This window comes from Streptomyces daliensis, from assembly GCF_054782395.1.
The window spans coordinates 47,921-65,027 of sequence record NZ_BAAGSO010000094.1 but is presented as its reverse complement, the minus strand read 5'-3'; the positions used below and the strand labels follow the sequence as shown (position 1 = coordinate 65,027).

12 protein-coding genes are annotated in these 17,107 nt (G+C 71.0%); 7 read left to right on the top strand and 5 right to left on the bottom strand.

What is annotated here, in order from left to right; genetic code table 11:
• Positions 1-1,000, bottom strand: a 1,000-nt coding sequence (locus ACYVOO_RS22895; protein WP_461017553.1) for an FAD-dependent monooxygenase, incomplete at its 3' end; no start/stop codon positions are given.
• A gap of 295 nt (positions 1,001-1,295) precedes the next feature.
• Between ACYVOO_RS22895 and ACYVOO_RS22890 the strand changes: the two genes are divergently transcribed.
• Positions 1,296-2,531 (top strand): hypothetical protein, encoded by a 1,236-nt coding sequence (locus ACYVOO_RS22890; protein ID WP_461017552.1) that lies wholly within the window; start codon positions 1,296-1,298, stop codon positions 2,529-2,531.
• An 89-nt stretch (positions 2,532-2,620) separates the two neighbouring features.
• Here ACYVOO_RS22890 and ACYVOO_RS22885 read toward each other — a convergent pair whose 3' ends face one another.
• Complete coding sequence (locus tag ACYVOO_RS22885; RefSeq protein WP_461017551.1) at positions 2,621-3,865, bottom strand: serine hydrolase domain-containing protein; 1,245 nt, start codon at positions 3,863-3,865, stop codon at positions 2,621-2,623.
• 184 nt (positions 3,866-4,049) lie between these two features.
• Positions 4,050-4,586, bottom strand: coding sequence for a hypothetical protein (locus ACYVOO_RS22880; RefSeq protein WP_461017550.1), 537 nt, complete (start codon positions 4,584-4,586; stop codon positions 4,050-4,052).
• Positions 4,587-4,932: 346 nt separating this feature from the next.
• Here ACYVOO_RS22880 and ACYVOO_RS22875 point away from each other — a divergent pair, with 346 nt between their 5' ends.
• The 3 genes from ACYVOO_RS22875 to ACYVOO_RS22865 all read left to right on the top strand — a co-directional run bounded on the left by ACYVOO_RS22875 (position 4,933) and on the right by ACYVOO_RS22865 (position 9,010).
• Positions 4,933-5,712, top strand: a complete 780-nt coding sequence (locus ACYVOO_RS22875; protein ID WP_461017549.1) for a DUF4232 domain-containing protein — start codon at positions 4,933-4,935, stop codon at positions 5,710-5,712.
• Positions 5,713-7,084: 1,372 nt separating this feature from the next.
• Entirely contained in the window at positions 7,085-8,008 is a 924-nt protein-coding gene (locus ACYVOO_RS22870) for a D-alanyl-D-alanine carboxypeptidase family protein (protein ID WP_461017548.1), read from the top strand.
• Positions 8,009-8,311: 303 nt separating this feature from the next.
• Entirely contained in the window at positions 8,312-9,010 is a 699-nt protein-coding gene (locus tag ACYVOO_RS22865) for a DUF4232 domain-containing protein (protein ID WP_461017547.1), read from the top strand.
• Positions 9,011-9,088: 78 nt separating this feature from the next.
• Here ACYVOO_RS22865 and ACYVOO_RS22860 read toward each other — a convergent pair whose 3' ends face one another.
• Positions 9,089-9,838 carry a MerR family transcriptional regulator gene (locus tag ACYVOO_RS22860; protein WP_461017546.1) on the bottom strand — a complete coding sequence of 250 codons (750 nt, stop codon included), beginning with the start codon at positions 9,836-9,838 and terminating at the stop codon, positions 9,089-9,091.
• A 254-nt stretch (positions 9,839-10,092) separates the two neighbouring features.
• On the opposite strand from ACYVOO_RS22860, the gene ACYVOO_RS22855 reads away from it, so the two are divergent.
• The gene (locus ACYVOO_RS22855) at positions 10,093-12,366 is read left to right on the top strand and encodes a S9 family peptidase (protein WP_461017545.1); all 2,274 of its coding nucleotides are present in this window, start codon (positions 10,093-10,095) and stop codon (positions 12,364-12,366) included.
• A 78-nt stretch (positions 12,367-12,444) separates the two neighbouring features.
• Here the strand turns inward: ACYVOO_RS22855 and ACYVOO_RS22850 are convergent, their stop codons facing one another.
• Positions 12,445-13,758 (bottom strand): SGNH/GDSL hydrolase family protein, encoded by a 1,314-nt coding sequence (locus tag ACYVOO_RS22850; protein ID WP_461017544.1) that lies wholly within the window; start codon positions 13,756-13,758, stop codon positions 12,445-12,447.
• Positions 13,759-14,372: 614 nt separating this feature from the next.
• On the opposite strand from ACYVOO_RS22850, the gene ACYVOO_RS22845 reads away from it, so the two are divergent.
• Both ACYVOO_RS22845 and ACYVOO_RS22840 read left to right on the top strand, forming a co-directional pair.
• Positions 14,373-15,866 (top strand): tryptophanase, encoded by a 1,494-nt coding sequence (locus tag ACYVOO_RS22845; RefSeq protein ID WP_461017543.1) that lies wholly within the window; start codon positions 14,373-14,375, stop codon positions 15,864-15,866.
• A gap of 52 nt (positions 15,867-15,918) precedes the next feature.
• A complete protein-coding gene (locus ACYVOO_RS22840; protein ID WP_461017542.1) occupies positions 15,919-16,995 on the top strand; it encodes a methyltransferase in 1,077 nt (358 codons plus the stop codon).
• The last annotated feature ends 112 nt before the right edge of the window (positions 16,996-17,107 follow it).

The following is a 17,107-nucleotide window of genomic DNA, read 5'->3' as shown; positions in this document are numbered from 1 at the left end:
TGTCCAGTACGGCGGCGGCGACGGGGTGGCGTTCGGCGTGGTAGCTGTCCAGGAGCCCTTCCGGTGCCCAGCCGTTGACCTCGGCGGCGAGTTTCCAGCCGAGGTTGAACGCGTCCTGGATGCCGAGGTTGAGCCCCTGCCCGCCCAGCGGCGGATGGACGTGTGCCGCGTCCCCCGCCAGCAGCACCCGGCCGACGCGGTAGCGCTCGGCCTGCCGGGTGGCGTCGCCGAAGCGGGAGAGCCAGCGCGGTGAGTGCACGCCGAAGTCGGTCCCGGCGTACTGCCTCAACTGCCGCCTGAACTCCTCCAGGGCCGGCGCGACGGTACGGTCCTCGGCCACCCCCTCGGCGGGCACGACGACGCGGTACCTCCCCTCCCCGACGGGGCCGAGGCCGAACCTCAGCTCGGTCTTGCGCACCTCGGCGACGACGCCGGCGATCGTCGCCGCCTCCTCGGTCACCTCCATCTCGCCCAGCAGCGTCTCGGTCCTGGCGGGTTCGCCGGGGAAGCCGACGCCCAGCAGCTTGCGCACCGTGCTGCGTCCACCGTCGCAGCCGACGAGATGACGCGCGCGCAGCCGCGTGCCGTCCGCCAGCTCGGCCGTCACCCCCTCCTCGTCCTGGCTCAGCCCCACCAGCGCACAGTCGCGGCGGATCTCGGCACCCAGCTCGACGGCGTGCTCGGACAGCAGGCGCTCGGTGAGGGGCTGCGGGATGCCGAGGACGTAGGGGTGTGCGGTGTCCAGCCGCTCCGGCGAGGGCTTGGGGATACCGGCGAAGAAACTGCCGACCGGGTGCTTCGTGCCGAGCGCGAGGAACCGCTCCAGCAGACCGCGCTGGTCCATCACCTCGATGCTGCGCACGTGCAGGCCGAGCGAGCGCACATACGCGGGCGGCTCCGCCTCCTTCTCCACCACGAGCACCCGCACACCGTGCAGCCGCAGCTCACCGGCCAGCATCATGCCGGTCGGCCCGCCACCGGCCACGATCACGTCAAACATGTACCCCCCATTCGCCGAGGCCGCGCCTCGGCCGTTCGCTCCGGATACGCGCGAAGGCACACGCATTTCGCGCCGCACTGTTATTCGCGGGTTCCGGCTTCGGACGGAGAGTGTGCGGTACACCCGGGGCCTTGCCGCAAGCCCCCCGGTGCGCTATATGTTGAGAGTGGCAGGGAGCATCAGGACTCCTTGCCTTTTTGTTTTCCGTCGTCCCGCCCAGCGCGCAGCGGACGACTTCACGGTTTCGGATCGGGGACAATCGACGGGTCACGTTCACGTACCCGACGGAGCTCACATGACCACGCCTCCTTCCCCCACCGCACTCGCCACGCAGGAACCCGCCGCCTCCGCTGATGTGACACCCCCGGCAGAGGACGCGCACGTGTGGACGGAGCCCACGGCGGAGGAGAGCACCGGGAACCCCGCACCCCCTGCACCCCCCGCACTCCCGGCACCCGCGGGGGAACGGGCCCCGGCCGGGGAACCGGATCCGAGTGAAAGCACTGAGGGTGCGGAGAGCGCCGAGCGTGCGGAGAGCGCTGAGAGCGCTGTGCGGCGGGACGCGCGCGAGTTCGGCACGTTCGCGCGGACCGGCGGCTGGACGTTCGCGCTGATGGTGGCCCGGAGCGTACGGCCCGGCGGGGCGCCCGCTGGGCAGGCGGACGGGCCGGAGCCGAAGGTGTCGGCGAAGGAGTTCGCCCGGCTCGCCGGCTGCTCGCCGGAGCGCGTGATGCGGTTCTGGCGGGCCTGGGACCGGGCGGCGGACGACGGCGTGGTCCCGGTCTTCGAGGCACTGGAGCCCGGTGTGGACATCGACCTGCCGGACGCGGACGTGTGGCTGGGCTACTACACCTCCCGCTCCAGCGGCGACTCCCCGCGCGGCCAGGCGATCTCCGCCGTGGCCGAGGCGGAGGGCATCCGCCCGACCAAGGCGCTGGAGGTGGCGGAGAACCCGACGGCGCTGCGCGCGGCGATCCTCGCCGACCCGAGCACCGCGCAGGCGGCCCGGCACGCGCTGCTGGACCGGCTGGAGGACGACCCCGAGCTGGGCGAGGAGCTGGCCAAGGACATCGCCCGCACCGGCGAACTGTCCAAGACGGTGGCGTCGGCCGCGCGTACGGCGACGTCGGTGGACTTCGTCCGGGACATCATCGACAAGGGCGAGATGACCACCCCCAGCGGCGAGCGGGTCCCGGCGCCGGAGAGCGTGGTGGCCGAGGCGAAGCAGCACCTCACCCTCATCGAAGGGCTGGACGAGGAGGACGAGGCCCCGTATGCGGCCGACGCGCAGAAGGCCGTGCGCTCCCTGGTCGCCGAGGCCGTCGACAGCGACCCGCAACTGCGCGCGCACGAGAGCCGGGTGCGGTTCGAGGGGAAGGTGCGCAAGGCGGCCAAGGCGTTCGAGGAGCTGACCCTCGACGACGCGGCCGAACTCTACGACGAGGAGCTTCTCGAACAACTGGAGACTCTCCAGAAGGCGATCGCCGAGTGCATCACCGAACTGCGCGCGGCGGGCCCCGCCGACTCCTGACGGGACCCGGGTGAGACCCGCGTGACGGGACCGGCCCGCGCCCGGCCGACCCCACACGGTCGGCCGGGCGCGGGGCCGTGGAGAGGCGGTCAGCCGCGCCGCCCGCACACCGCGTGGTCGATCAGGTCCACCGTCGCCTCGGCCTGCTCCAGGAACCGCTTCTCGTCGCCGAAGCGCGTGGTGAAGACGGCAGCGGCGGCCGACACCTCGCCGTCCGGGGTGACGGCGGACTCGGAGACCGTGCCGAAGGACGTGCCGCCGTGGTACCAGACGCCCTTGTCGCAGCCCTCGGCCGGGCGCCAGGCGATGCCGAGCCCGTAGCGGGCCTGGTCGCCGCTGGACATGTCCGGCGCGGGCACGGTGGAGCGCATCTGCGCGAGCTGCGCGGCGGGCAGCAGTGTGCCGTCCATCAGCGCGCGCAGGAAGGTGTTCATGTCGGCGGTGGTGCTGACGATGCCGCCGTCAGCGCCGCCGTCGACGGAGAGTGTGGTGTCGGTGAGGTCGTCGCGGCCGGGGAACTGGAGGTAGGCGGTGGCGGTGGGACTCGGCACATAGGCGGAGGTGCCCACCGTCATGGTGTGCCGCAGGCCGAGCGGTTCGACGATCCGCTCGTGGACCGCCTGCTCCCACGGGTGCCCGGTGGCCTTCTCGATGATCATGCCGACCAGTACGTAGTTGGTGTTGGAGTAGGACCAGCGGGTCTCGGAGGCCGGGTCGTCGGCGTCCGGCAGCCAGCCCGGTGCCCTCGTCATGGCCGTCGCGACCTTTTCCTCGGGCGTGTGTGCCGTGAAGCGCTGTGAGCGGTAGCGCTCGGGTGTCAGTTCCTCTGGATCCTCGAAGAGGATGTCCGTGTAGTTCGCGAGGCCGCTGGTGTGCTGGAGCAGGTTCCGCACCGTGATCCTGCGCCCGTCGTTGCCCTTGCCCGTGACCACCCCGGGCAGCCACTTCTCGACGGTGTCATCGAGGTGCAGTGTGCCCTCGGCGACGAGTTGGAGCGCGGCCACGGCGACGAAGGTCTTGGTGTCGCTGCCGATCCGGTAGTACGCGTCGAAGGGGACCCGCCCGCCCTCCTTCACGTCCGCGACACCGGACCGTGCTCGCCGGTCCCGCCCGGCCGCGTCCCGCGCCCGCGCCGTCAGGCCGGAGGCGCCGGTGTCCCGCACCGCGTCGGCGTCCCGCTGCAACTGCGCGCGGGCCGGGGCGGGAGCAGTGCCCTGTGCCCAGGTTCCCGAGCCGAGCACGCTCGCCACCCCCACCGCGCCGACACCGGCCACGGCCAGCGCCACCCTCACCCGGTCGGACAGGCCGTGCTGCTTTCGTCCCGTCATCCTCATGGCGTGGACGCTACGAAGCACCCGTCGCCCACACCATCCGGCCACCCCGAACCCCGCACCGGGGGACAACCCCCCTCGCGTGAACGGCGCGGACATGGCCGGCGGGTGGGCGTTCCGGCGCCGCCCGACGCCGCTCCGACGTCGGCGTCCACGTCGGCGTCGGCGTCGGCGTCGGAGCAGCGCGTCAGTCCATGTCCGAGCGGGTCAGCGCTTCGGTGATCATGCGGGTGGCGAAGTCGGGGTCGTCGGTGAGGCGGTTGATGTGCTCCGCGAGCAGGAAGCCGGTGGCTTCCAGCGGCTTCATCTCGTCCTGCGTCCAGTTCCCGTACTGCTTGCGCCACAGGTTGGGGCTCAGGCCTGTGCCCGCGGCGATGACGAGACCGGCCATGGTGGGGATGGTCTCGGCGCGTACGCTCCTGGGCATCATGCGCAGCGTGGTCACGAGGTTGGGCACCACGTACTCGATGACGTCCTTGCCGTGGTCCTCGTAGGCCAGCCGCAGCCAGTTCATGAACATGAAGATGAGCGTGCACGCGCCGTCCAGCAGGTCATCGGCCCCCTTGGGGCCGAGTGACGCGGTGAACTGCTCGATCAGCGCCTGTTGTTCGGGATCGGTCTCGGTCTTGCCGTCGTGGATGCTCTTGAGCCGGGAGTCGATCACCATGAGCGCTGCGCCCACATCACCGGCGGGAGCGTGCTGAGGGTCGCAGGGCGATGACACAGGATTCCTCCTTGGATGACCATGAGTAGCGTCGCGTCTGCGTACAGTAACGCGTCGATGAGACGACGGTCTGACGAATCCCGAGGGAGGGCCTGTACGAGGTGTGCCCGGGGGAGAGGGGCGGGCCCTTCGTGCTCTACCTTTGCGAGGAGGGGTGAACGGGGCTGCTGCCAGGTCCTGTTGGCGACCGTCTCCCGGGTCTGTTCCGACCGGAGCGGCGCTGTGAGCTGTGAACCTTTCCGGCGGGCCGGTCATCGAACTGTGAGCGGCACGGGAGGCCGGGCCCGGTACCGGGTTTCCGCTACCGGGCACATGACCACAAAGGGGCGATCAGGGAGTGACGCTGGTGAGGGAGCAACAACTGCACGCGGCGCGGACAGCCGGGCGGTCCGAGCAGAACCGGTCCGCCCGGCGGCGCGTGGGCAGGAGTACGCGCCTCGCGGCGGGCGTCACGGTGGGGCTGACCGTGGCCCTGCTGGCCGGATGCGGCCAGGAGAGCGCGGACGCGTCCTCACCCAAGATGGTGACGGGGGAAGCGGCGCCCCTGCCCGGCGACTCCGCAGCGGGCGGGGCGAAGAAGGGGAGCGCCTCCCCCTCGTCGTCCTCGCCGTCCCGCGACGGAGAGGACGGCGCCGACAAGGCGTCGCCCGGTGAGTCCGGGAAGGACGGCGCCGCCTCCACCGGATCGGGGAGCGGCTCCGGGGGGACGGGCGGCTCAGGGGGCGGAGCGGGCGGCTCAGGGCCGTGCAAGACCGCGCAGCTCGACTTCAGCACCTCGGAGGGGGCCGCCGCGGGCAACCTCCTGGTGCACATGAAGAACACCGGCTCCGCCTCCTGCACGCTCAGGGGCTTCCCCGGGGTCGATCTCAACGGCGAGGCGGGCTCCTTCAACGCCGACCGCAGCAACGCCGCGCCCCAGACGGTCAGCGTCCAGCCCGGAGAGGCCACCAGCTTCACCCTCAACTACACGCCGAACGACTCCGGCGGCAGCGGTACGGACGTCACCAGCCTCGTCGTCACGCCGCCCAACGAGACCCAGTCGCAGACCGTGCCCGTCAGTATCAACCTGCCGGTGACCGACAGCCCCACTCCCGGGGTCACCGTCGATCCCGTCGGCGTCGGGTGACCGCACCCGCAGGCGCTCCGACCGCGTGAAGAGGGACCGTCACCGGCCACGTCGTCGTGGCCGGTGACGAGTGCGTTCCGAAGCATGCCCCCCCAGCGTGGCTTCCCTTCGAGCCGTGCCCGCCCGACGTGCCCGCCCGACGGCGCCCGGCTGCGAGAACGTGGCCGATCAGAGGGGAAGAACCGTGAACTCTTCGGCCCCGCGGCGCATCCAACATCACGAGAAGCGCTGAGAGGCGCAGACGTTCGCGGCCGTGGAGGCCCAGGCAAAGGGAGAGGCGGGAAGTGTGGTGAGCGAGTCGCGGTACGAAGGCGCCGAACGGCGGGAGCGGGCGCTACGGGTGGTCGGCCCGGCCGGTACGGCGCGGCCGTCCGGCGGAGGCAGGCGATGTCGTAATGGCTTAACGTGCCACGCCACAATGACCGATTTCATTTTCTGCGTGCCCGAACGATGCCCGTTTTCCAGTGGCGTGGGATTCGCTGAACAGGAGCGCGCGGCCTGATAAGGGAAAATGCTCTGCCCGAGTGCGGAGGCGGTGTGTCCACATCGGTTCCGTTCCCGGGGAAAGCCGCGCCGGAAATGCTTCCCGCATGCTTGACGTCCTTCGTCAAAGTTAGGTAACAAGCCTCATCCCGCATTTGAAAAGGCCGCGAATCTTGTGCTTGCCTGTGGGGCGTTCGCGGAAATCGTCGAAGGCTCGGCACGGCTTTCGCGCGTCCGGCACGCTCGGTCGCGCACCAGAGCGGAGCAGGCGTGACCTGCCTCGACCTTCCGCCTCCTGCCGGTACATGGTGACCGGCGCAGTGCGTACGGGCATCACTCGTCCGCATTCAAGTGGTGAACCTGAAAATTCCGAAAAGGGGCTTTGTCGCATGATTAAGTAGTTGCTACCCCGGGGGACCTCCCCAGGTGTCCCGATCTTTCCGTGCACCCGGATACTTCTTCACCTTCTTCGGGTGCGAACCCACCGTCGGAACTGTTCAGTGCTGTTCATCCCGCTTCTCGGTGCTTCCACAAAGCCCGACCGGAGTGGGAACGGATTCTCCTCGATACCTCCCCGGGTCGGCGGGACGTTCATCCTCCGGATGCGCATACCGCACTCACGTGGAGAAGCCGAGAATGTGCGAGATCAAGAAGGCAGCGGTTGTGCCTGTGCCGTGGTCGGCGAGGCGTTGAAGGTACGGGCGGGGGCACGGACGCCCCTTCCCGCGGTTCCCCACCCCGTGCGGAACCGCATGCGGACGAGCCCCCGCGTACCGAAGCGCGGCTCGGCCACGGCACACCTCCGCGCCGCGTGTCCGGCACCAGTGGTGCCGCACGCGGACCCGAACAGTTCCACGCACATACCGCACCACATACGGAGTAGCCCTCCATGACTGTCAGAATCCTGTCCAAGCGCAAGACCGTCGTCGCCGCAGTCGCGGGCGGTGCGCTGCTCGCCGGTACCCCGCTCGTGGCCTGGGCCGCGTACGAGACACCTCCGCCGGAAGTCACCGCCTCCGCCGCCACGTTGGTGGACGGCGAGGGCGAGACGGTCTTCGGCAAGAACGCGGACAACGACCGGCCCATGGCCAGCACGGTGAAGATCATGGTTGCCACCATGATCCTTGAGGACAAGTCCATCAGCCTGGACCGTCAGATCACCGTCAAGCAGGAGTACCGCGACTACGTCGAGGACCACCACGCCAGCACGGCCGACCTCCAGACCGGTGACAAGCTCACCGTCGGCCAGCTCCTCTACGCCGCCCTGCTGCCCTCCGGGGCCGACGCCGCCTACGCACTCGCCGACACCTTCGGCGAGGGGGCGACGATGGAGCAGCGTGCCCAGTCGTTCGTGGTGGACATGAACGCCAAGTCCCACCAGATGAACCTCGGGAAGACGAAGTTCGACACCTTCGACGGCACCGGAGGTGACTCCACCACCGCCAATGACCTGGCCAAGCTGGCGCAGCGCGCGATGGAGAACGACACCTTCCGCAAGATCGTCAAGACCGAGGAGTACGAGACCGAGGCTCCGGCCGCCAACGGCCGGACCCGCTACTACACCTGGCACAACACCAACCAGATGCTCGGCTCGTACAAGGGCATCACCGGCATCAAGACCGGTACGACCAGCGCGGCGGGGGAGTGCCTGGTCTTCGCCGCCGAGCGTGACGGCAAGGTCCTCACCGGCACCGTGCTGAACAGCAAGGACCGGTACAAGGACGCGGCGAAGATGCTGGACTACGGCTTCGGGACGAACGACTCGGAGAACATGAAGGTCCGCAAGCTGCCGTCGGGCGCTCAGCAGGACTGACGCACACCCGCACATGTGGCATCGATGTGCCCGGTCACCTGGTGGTGGCCGGGCACATCGCATGTGCGGCGCCGACGTCGCTTCCGTGGCGCCGACGTCGCCCGCGCGGCACCCGCATGGCTTGTGCGGTGCCCGCTTCGGCCCGCTGACCTGCGGTGATGCGGCAGATCGCGGTTACCGTTTCCGGACAATGTTTCCCCGGGTTCCCGTGAACTCCCCTCAGAGGGGCGGCATCACATCTCCCGTAGACGCACTCCGTACGGAGAGCGCCGGACGGAGACCCGGCGCCGGAAAAGGGGAACCATGACTGCCAAGCTCACCCGCGCCGTTCGCTGCTCCGCCGCCGTGCTGGCCGTCGTCGCGGTAGGCGCGGGTGCCACCGCGTGCGGCACGGCCTCCGGGGAGACCTCCGCCAAGGCCGCGGCACACTCCAGCACGGAGAAGGGCTCCTCGTCCGGTGGTCAGGGCGGCCAGGCGGGCGGGGCCGAGGGCGTCGGGTCCAAGGTGAAGTCGACCGCCGAGAAGGGCTCGCGTACCGACGCGGTGAACCCGTCCGCCAGCGGCAAGCGCTGCCACACCGACGAGCTGGACTTCCACTGGGGCGGGCCGCACGGTGGCCGCCCGGACATGGACGCCGACCACCAGCAGATCGTGAGCATCCAGCTCATGAACACCAGCTCGCGCACCTGCACCCTGCACGGCTTCCCGGGCGTCCGCATGATCAGCGAGTCCGGCGAAGCCTGGGACCTGCGCCGCTCCGGGGACGAGCCGACCACCGTCACCCTGGGCCCCGGCGACACCTCCGCCATGCTCAGCATGACCATCCTGCCGGTCCCCAGGGACATCAAGGACACCAAGCCGTTCCTGCCGGGCAAGGTCCTGATCACCCCGCCCGACGAGACGACCCACGTCACCCTCGAGTGGCCCTACGGCGGCGCCGTCCTCGACCAGTCCGGCGCCACCCGCCCCGGCACCTTCACCAACCCGGTCGGCATCGGCTGACCCCGGCCGATACCCGGAGGGTGCCAGAGTGCGGCTGCGTGAGTCGGCGACCGAGCCGCGCGCCGTCACACCGGGGTACTAGCCAGCGCTCCGGCCGGTGCCGGTGAACCGGTCCCGGAGCAGCCTTGCGGCATGGAGCTGCTGGTCGTTGAGCGTCCGCTCGCTGTAGGCCGCCAGCAGCGGGGTGACGTCGCCGCCGACCTCGACGTCGGGCAGGGTGTCGAAGACGGGCCGGTAATGGGCCGCGACGTCTTCGGCGAGCTGCTCGATGTCCTCGTCCGCGGTGTCCGGACCGAGCGCGGCGAACCGCTTCAGCAGTGCCGTGGCGGCCGGAGTCAGCGCGTTGAGCCGGACCAGCGTCTCGGACAGCGCGGCGGCTCCCCGCTCGTCGATCAGATGGGCGAGCAGGACCACCTGGTCGCGCTCGTGGCGGGCCAGGTCGGGCGCGATGTCCGCGGCGGCGCTGAGCGTGGGCCCGTAGGACGCCAGCGCGGGCGGGAGGTCCGGCATCGCGCCGTGCTCGCGGAGCCTGGCGATCACCGCCCGCCTGCTGGTGAGCCGTTCGATCTCGGCAGCGGCCTGCTGGTCCAGCTCGTCGAGCAGCGCGTCGGCCGCCCGCTGGTCGTCGAGCACGTCGGGCAGCGCCGCGAGCGGCACGCCGAGCCCGGTCAGCCGGGTGATCCGCAGGAGCCGGACCAGATGCCGCACGTCGTAGACGCGGTAGCCGTTGACCGAGCGCTCCGGTTCGTCGAGCACCCCGATCTGGTGGTAGTGCCGCAGGGTGCGGACGGTGACCCCGGCGAGTGCGGCCAGTTCACTGCTGCGCAACGGTCTGCTCCTTCTGTTCCGGGCCGGGCGGTGCCCGCGATCGGGCGACGGCGGCGGGAACGCCCGGCCGCCCGGCGGTCAGGACCCGCCTGCCATGACGGGGGGAAACCGTACTCGGCGTCGGCCCGGACGAGTCCGGCACCTGCCCGCCCACCACCGGAACCGCCGCACGGTCCGGCCGTCCCGCATTGACCCCGACGCGACGTCGGGGTGTTTCGTCGGTGCTGTCGGAGCCGGAGAAAAGGATGAGAACGATGACTGCATTGTCCGATGCGGACTACGCACGCGCCGAGCAGATGCTGGCCCCGTACCGGGCCCGGCGCGTGCCCGCCGCGGTGCTGCCCCGATGGCTCTCCGGGGGCGCGCGGTTCTGCTACCAGAACGGATCGCGGTTCCTGGTGGTCGACCCGGCCGAGGGCACCCGGCGCGACGCGTTCGACCACCCCCGGCTCGCCGCGGCGCTGTCGACGGCCTCGGGCCACGCCGTCGAGGCCGACGACCTGCCGATCACCTCCGTGGAACTCGACACCGGAGAGACCGGCACCGTGCGCTTCTCGGCCTTCGGCGCGCGGTGGGAGTTCCCCGACCGCTCCGGCGCGTGCGTGCGGATCGAAGGGGAGCGGCCCGGCGGACCGGACGAGGTCGCCTCGCCCGACAAGGCGTGGTTCGCGTTCCGACGCGACGGAAACATCTGGGTCCGCTCCCGGGACGGCGAGCGGGAGTTCGCGCTCACCGACGACGCTGAGCCGGACTTCGGCTACGGCGTCACCATCGACGCGCTCAGCTCCCGGACGCTCATGCGCTCCTTCGGCCTGGAGCCGGCACCGGTGCTGGTGTGGTCACCGGACTCGACACGGATCCTGACCCACCGACTCGACCAGCGCGGGCTCGCCGAGCAGGTGCTCGTGGAGTCCGCGCCCCGCGACGGCGGCAGGCCCGTGGCGCACCGCTACCGCTACCCCATCGCCGGTGACGAGACCACGGCGACCGCCTCGTGGACCGTCCTCGACATCACCACCCGCGAAGTGGTGCGCCAGCAGGACGCCCCCTTCCCGGCCACGCACCCTTCGCTACTGGAGGAGTTCCGGTGGTGGACCGGAGAGCACGGCGAGTCGGTGCACTTCCTGCACCAGTCCCGCGACGGCCGCACCCTGGAACTGCGCAGGCTCGACCCCGCCACCGGCGCGACGACCACGCTGCTCCGCGAGACCGGCCGTACCCGCGTCGACCCGACACCGGAGTACTGGGAGCAGCCGATGGTGCGCGTGCTCGGCTCCGGCGAGGTCCTGTGGTGGTCCCAGCGCGACGGCTGGGGACACCTCCACCTCTGCCCGGCCGACGGCACCGAGGCCACCCAGGCCACCGAGGCCACGCAGATCACCAGGGGCCAGTGGCTCGTGCGCAGCGTGCTGTGGGTCGACGAGAAGCGCAGGCAGGTGTACTTCACGGCCGCCGGGCTCGTCGACGGCGACCCCTACCTGCGCCAGATCTGCCGGACCGGGCTCGACGGCACCGGATTCACGCGCCTCACCGACGACGAGTACGACCACGACGCGGTCGGCCCGCCCGGTGGCGGCTACCTCGTGGACCGGGCCTCCACGCTGAGCACCCCGCCCCGTTCGGTGGTGCGCGACGGCGACGGACGGGTCCTCGTCGAGCTGGAGACCCCGGATGCGGACGCGCTCGCGGCGCTCGGCTGGACGCCGCCGGAGCGGTTCCGCACGCTCGCGGCCGACGGCACGACCGTGGTACACGGCCTGCTCTGGCGGCCCCACGGCTTCGCCCCCGAACGCCGCTACCCGGTCATCGACCACAGCTACCCGGGCCCGCAGGTGAGCCGCACCGCCTCGTCGTTCGACAACACCGGAACCGGAGACCCGGAGGCGCTCGCGGCACTCGGCTTCGCCGTCGTCGCCATCGACGGCCGCGGAACGCCAGGGCGCAGCAAGGCCTTCCACGACCACTCCTACGGCGCGCTCGGTGACTCCAGCTCGCTCGCGGACCATGTGGTGGCGATCCGCGAACTCGGCCACCGGCACCCGTGGCTGGACACCGGCCGCGTCGGCATCACCGGGCACTCCGGCGGCGGATACGCCGCCGCCCGCGCGCTGCTCACCCACCCCGAGTTCTACTCGGTCGGTGTCGCGGTGGCGGGCAACCACGACAGCGGTGTCTACGTCTCGATGTGGGCCGAGCAGTACCACGGCGATGTCAGCGACGAGGGCAAGCGCGCCATCTCCAACACGGCACTGGCCGCACACCTGCGGGGGAAGCTGCTGCTCATCCATGGCGAACTCGACGACAACGTGCACCCGGGCCAGACGCTGCGCCTCGTCGACGCGCTGATCGAGGCCGACAAGGACTTCGACATGCTCCTGGTGCCCGGTGTCGAGCACGCGCTGTTCGGCCGCATGCACCACACCAACCGGCGCATGTGGGACTACTTCGTCCGCCACCTGCACGGCACCGAGCCGCCGTCCTACCGCCTGGCGCCTCTCCCGCTGCCGCCAAGCACTGTGCTGGTGTGAACCGGCCGGCTGCGCCGGTGTGCACCGGTCGGCGCCGGTGACCACTGCCGTCCGCCCCCGCGTCGCCGAGGAGCGTGCCTAGCGCAGCAGCCGGGCCGGGACCGCGTCGGCCAGCAGGCGGTAGCCGTGCGGGGTGAGGTGGAGGTGGTCGCCGCTGTCGGCCGCCGCGAGGAGGCGGTCGGGGGCGGCGGGGTCGCGTGTCGCCGCGTCGAAGTCGATGACCGCGTCGAACGTGCCGCTGTCCCGTATCCACGCGTTGACGCGCTGCCGGGTCGCCTCCCGCAGCCGGTCCGCGTCGTCGTACAGCTCGTTGCCGCCGAACGGGGTCAGCGTCGCCCCGTAGACGCGGATGCCCTGGGCGTGCGCGCGGGTGACGATCTGGTCGTAGGCGGCGAGGAGCTGGTCCGCCGTGTCCTTCTGCGCGGCGGGGGTGGCGGGCGCCGTGCCGATGTCGTTGACGCCCTCGAAGACGATGAGTCGCTCGACGCCGCTCTGGGCCAGCACGTCGCGGTCGAGGCGGGCGAGCAGGTTCGGGCCGAGGCCGTCGTTGAGCACCCGGTTGCCACCGGCCGCCTGGTTGAGGACGGCGGTCCCGGCCGTGGCGGGGCGGGAGCGCAGCCGGTCGAAGAGCTGGTCGGGCCAGCGGTTGTTCATGTTGGTGGTGGAGCCCCGGCCGTCGGTCAGCGAGTCGCCGACGACGGCGACCGCGTCCGTGCCGGCCGGCGCTTCGACCTCCACACCGCTCAGGAAGTACCAGTGGTCGGTGGGGGTGGCGCCCGGCAGCTCGCCGTCCGTCACATGGTTGCCCGCCAGCAGGTACGAGGTCGTCCTGGACCCGGGGTGCGAGGTGATGGCGTCGGACGCCTGCCCTTCGGCCAGATACATCGTCACCGTCAGGTTCGTGCCTGCCCGTACCTCGAAGGGGAGCCGGTCGGAGACGGCCTGGGCGCCGACCGGCACGCTCGTCGAGGCCCGGCCGTGGAAGGTGACCGGGCGGGCGGTCCCCGGCTCCGTCGCGGCGGTCCCGGCCCGGCCGTCCAGCGGAAGCGCCACGGAGACCGCGGTGACGGGCAGGGGCGCGCCGCCGAAGGCGTTGGAGAGGCGCAGCCGCATCCTGTCGCCGCCGACCGTCGCCCGGACGGTCTGGCGCAGGGTGCTGTCGTCCAGGACGCGACCGTCCTGGGTGAACGGGGGCGGCGGCATGTTCCCCGGCTCCGTCAACTGCGGCATCGCCGTCCAGGTGTTCACCCAGTGCCGCGCCCCCGCCCCCGTCCCACTGTCCTTCGTTCCCGTCGAGCCGAGCGCTGAGGAGGAGGCGAGGAGGACGAGGGCGAGCAGGCCCGCGGCGGCGAGGCCGACGGCTCCGGACAGTCTGTGCACGGTGCTTCTCACGGCAGCGCTTCCCTTCGTGGCACCGGTGGCGAGCAGCACGGCATCCGCGCGCCGTAAAGCTGGGCAGCGCGACGACGAGGCATGCCGGAAAGGAGCGTTGCTGCGGCCTCATGGAATGGAGGTGACGGTATGGAAGCGCTCCCACCGCGTCAAGCGAACCGCGCACCGAAAGGTTTTCGGACGCGGGAGCCCCAGGTCACCGGGGTGTGCCGGGCCCAAGTGGAGGGCACCGGCCCCTTGTTGGGCATTCACAAGGGCGCAATCTTTCAACGTGCGGCACGCACCCGGCGGCGGAAGCTCTTCCGCTCCGGCGGTGCGTCCGCTGTCCTGGAATGGTGCGCCGTCATCGGTGCGCGGCGCTCGACGGGAGCAAGCGGGAGCGACGGGAGCAGGCGAGCTCCACCCGCGAGCGCCTGGAGCCGAGCCCGGGCGCGGTGGGCCCACCCCTCGCGCCGCACCAGGCGTCCGACTCGCCCCGTGACGCGTCGTCAGGTCGCCGACGTGCTCGGCACGTTCGTGGAGGGCACGACAGCGCTGGTCCGCCGTGCGGCAACGCCAGTGGGTGTGCCCGCTGCGGTGAGGCAGAACCATCCATGTCGAAAGGCGGTCCTTTCATGAGCGCACCAGGTTCGTCGGAGCCGAAGGAGCCCCCGGCGCAGGTGCGGCATCCAGCGGAGCCGTGGCGGATCAAGAGCGTCGAGCCGCTCCGTCTGACAAGTCCCGAGGAACGCGCCGCGGCTCTGGCCACGGCGGGCTACAACGTGGGGCTGCTGCCGGCCGAGCTGGTGTACATCGACCTCTACACCGACTCGGGGACCAGCGCGATGTCGGACCGGCAGTGGGCGGCCGTGATGCTCGGCGACGAGTCGTACGCGGGGTCGCGGAGCTACTACCGCTTCGAGGCGGCGGTGCGCGACCACTACGGCTACGAAGAGGTGATACCCACGCACCAGGGGCGCGCGGCGGAGAGCATACTCTCGCGCTGCCTGATCCGGCCGGGCCATCACATCCCGGGGAACATGTACTTCACCACCACGCGCGAACATCAGGAGCTCAACGGCGGGACCTTCCACGACGTCATCGTCGACGAGGCCCACGACCCGGCGGCGGACCTGCCGTTCAAGGGGAACGTCGATCTCACCAAGTTGCAGCAGCTCATCGACAAGGTCGGGGCCGAACAGATCCCCTACGTCTCGCTGGCCGCGACGGTCAACATGGCCGGGGGCCAGCCCATCAGCCTGGCCAACCTCGCCGAGGTACGCGAGCTGACACGACGGCACGGCATCCCGGTGATTCTGGACGCCGCCCGCGCGGTGGAGAACGCCTGGTTCATCAAGCAGCGGGAGCCCGGCTGGAGCGGGCGGACGGTGGCGGAGATCCTGCGGAAGATCTGCGAGCTGACCGACGGAGCCACGATGTCGGCGAAGAAGGACAGCTTTGTCAACATCGGCGGCTGGCTCGCCGTGCGCGACCCCCGCCTCGCCGAGCAGGCCCGCAACCTGGTCGTCGTCTACGAGGGCCTGCACACCTACGGCGGGATGGCGGGCCGTGATCTGGAGGCGGTGGCGCAGGGCATCGAGGAGTCGGTGCAAGAGGACAGCATCCGCACACGCGTCGAGCAAGTGGCTTACCTGGCGGACCGGATCGCGGGAGCCGGGGTGCCGATCGTGCGCCCGGTGGGCGGGCACGCGGTGTGCCTGAACGCGACCGGCTTCCTGCCGTACGTGCCGCGCGAGCAGTTTCCCGCCCAGACGCTGACCTGCGCGCTCTATCTCGACGCCGGGATCCGCTCCACCGAGCGGGGCGCGGTGTCGGCCGGCCGCGATCCGGTCACCGGCGAGAACCGGTATCCGCCGCTGGAACTGGTCCGGCTCACCATTCCGCGCCGCGCCTACACACAGGGCCACATGGATGTGGTGGCCGACAGCGTGATCCGGCTGTACGAGCGGCGGGAGGAGCTGTGCTCGGGAGTGGAGTTCACCCACGAGCCGTCGACGCTGCGGTTCTTCCAGTCCCGCTTCCGGCCGCTGTCGGCCGATCCGCTGTTCGGCCCGGTCGCCGGAGGGCAGGCACCACAGGTCCTGCCGGACCCCGCCGAGATCACGTGACGCCCCTGCCGCCGGCCGCGGCGGCCCTATGACCGACTGTGAGGAGTGCACCATGCCCGAGCTGTCCACCACCCAACGCCCATCGCCCGGACCGGCCCCCGACAACCACCCAGCACTGCCGCCCACGGCGCTGATGCAGCTCGCCACGGGCTTCTGGAGTTTCAAGACCTACGCGGGCGCCATCGAGATCGGTCTGTTCGACCTGCTGGCCGACGGGCGCGAGCTGACGGTGGAGGAGGTGTCGGCCGGGCTGGGGATCGCCCACCGTCCGGCCGACCTGCTCCTGGCCGGCTGCGCCTCGCTGGGCCTGCTGGACAAGTCAGGTGCCCACTACCGCAATTCCGCCCAGGCGGAGGAGTTCCTGGTCAAGGGGCGGCCGTACTACTTCGGCGGATTCGTACGCTATCTGGACTCCCGGGAGTACCCGGCATGGCAGCACATCGTCGAGGCCCTCCGCACGAACCGCCCCACCACCTGGACACCGGGCACGCAGGAGTCCCTTTTCGACACCGAGGACCCGGAGATGATGCAGATGTTCTGGGACTGCATGTACTCCGTCTCCGTCCTCACGGCGCGCACGCTGGCCGGGGTCTACGACTTCACCCGGCACACACGGCTGCTGGACGTCGGCGGCGGCGCCGGGGCGTTCCCCATCGAACTGTGCCACCGCTTCGGCCATCTGTCGGCCACCGTCTTCGATCTGCCCCATGTGTGCGACCTGGCACGCACGAAGGTCACCGAAGCCGGGCTGGACGGCAGGATCGACGCGGTGGCAGGCGATTTCCACCGCGATCCCGCACTGCCGGGCGGCTACGACGCCGTCATCCTGAGCATGATCCTGCACGACTGGGACGAGGAGAACGGGCGGGCGCTGCTGCGCAAGGTCCGGGCCGCCCTGCCCGCCGACGGCGCGGTGCTGATCTGCGAGCTGCTGCTCAACGACGAGCGCACCGGCCCTCCGCCCGCGGCCCTGATGGGGATGAACATGCTCGTGGAGACCGAGGGCGGCAAGAACTACTCCGCCGCCGAGTACCGCCGCTGGCTGCTGGACGCGGGCTTCGCCCGGGTCGAGGTTCTGCCCGTCGAGGCGGTCGGCGCCAACGGAGTGGTCGTCGGCCACGTCAGTTGAGCCGGCCACGTCGGCATGCCGGTCACGTCGGCTGAGCCGGGTCACGCCAGCATGCCGGTCACGCCGGTCACGTCAACCCAACGGACGCACGCGCACCACGCCGCTGCCCGGC

What these genes read in the sequence shown, in the direction of transcription:
- ACYVOO_RS22890 (WP_461017552.1), top strand. Translation starts at nt 1,296, where the DNA reads ATGACCACGCCTCCTTCCCCCACCGCACTCGCCACGCAGGAACCCGCC.
- ACYVOO_RS22870 (WP_461017548.1), top strand. Translation starts at nt 7,085, where the DNA reads ATGACTGTCAGAATCCTGTCCAAGCGCAAGACCGTCGTCGCCGCAGTC.
- ACYVOO_RS22855 (WP_461017545.1), top strand. Translation starts at nt 10,093, where the DNA reads ATGACTGCATTGTCCGATGCGGACTACGCACGCGCCGAGCAGATGCTG.
- ACYVOO_RS22845 (WP_461017543.1), top strand. Translation starts at nt 14,373, where the DNA reads ATGAGCGCACCAGGTTCGTCGGAGCCGAAGGAGCCCCCGGCGCAGGTG.
- ACYVOO_RS22885 (WP_461017551.1), bottom strand. Translation starts at nt 3,865, where the DNA reads ATGAGGATGACGGGACGAAAGCAGCACGGCCTGTCCGACCGGGTGAGG.
- ACYVOO_RS22865 (WP_461017547.1), top strand. Translation starts at nt 8,312, where the DNA reads ATGACTGCCAAGCTCACCCGCGCCGTTCGCTGCTCCGCCGCCGTGCTG.
- ACYVOO_RS22840 (WP_461017542.1), top strand. Translation starts at nt 15,919, where the DNA reads ATGCCCGAGCTGTCCACCACCCAACGCCCATCGCCCGGACCGGCCCCC.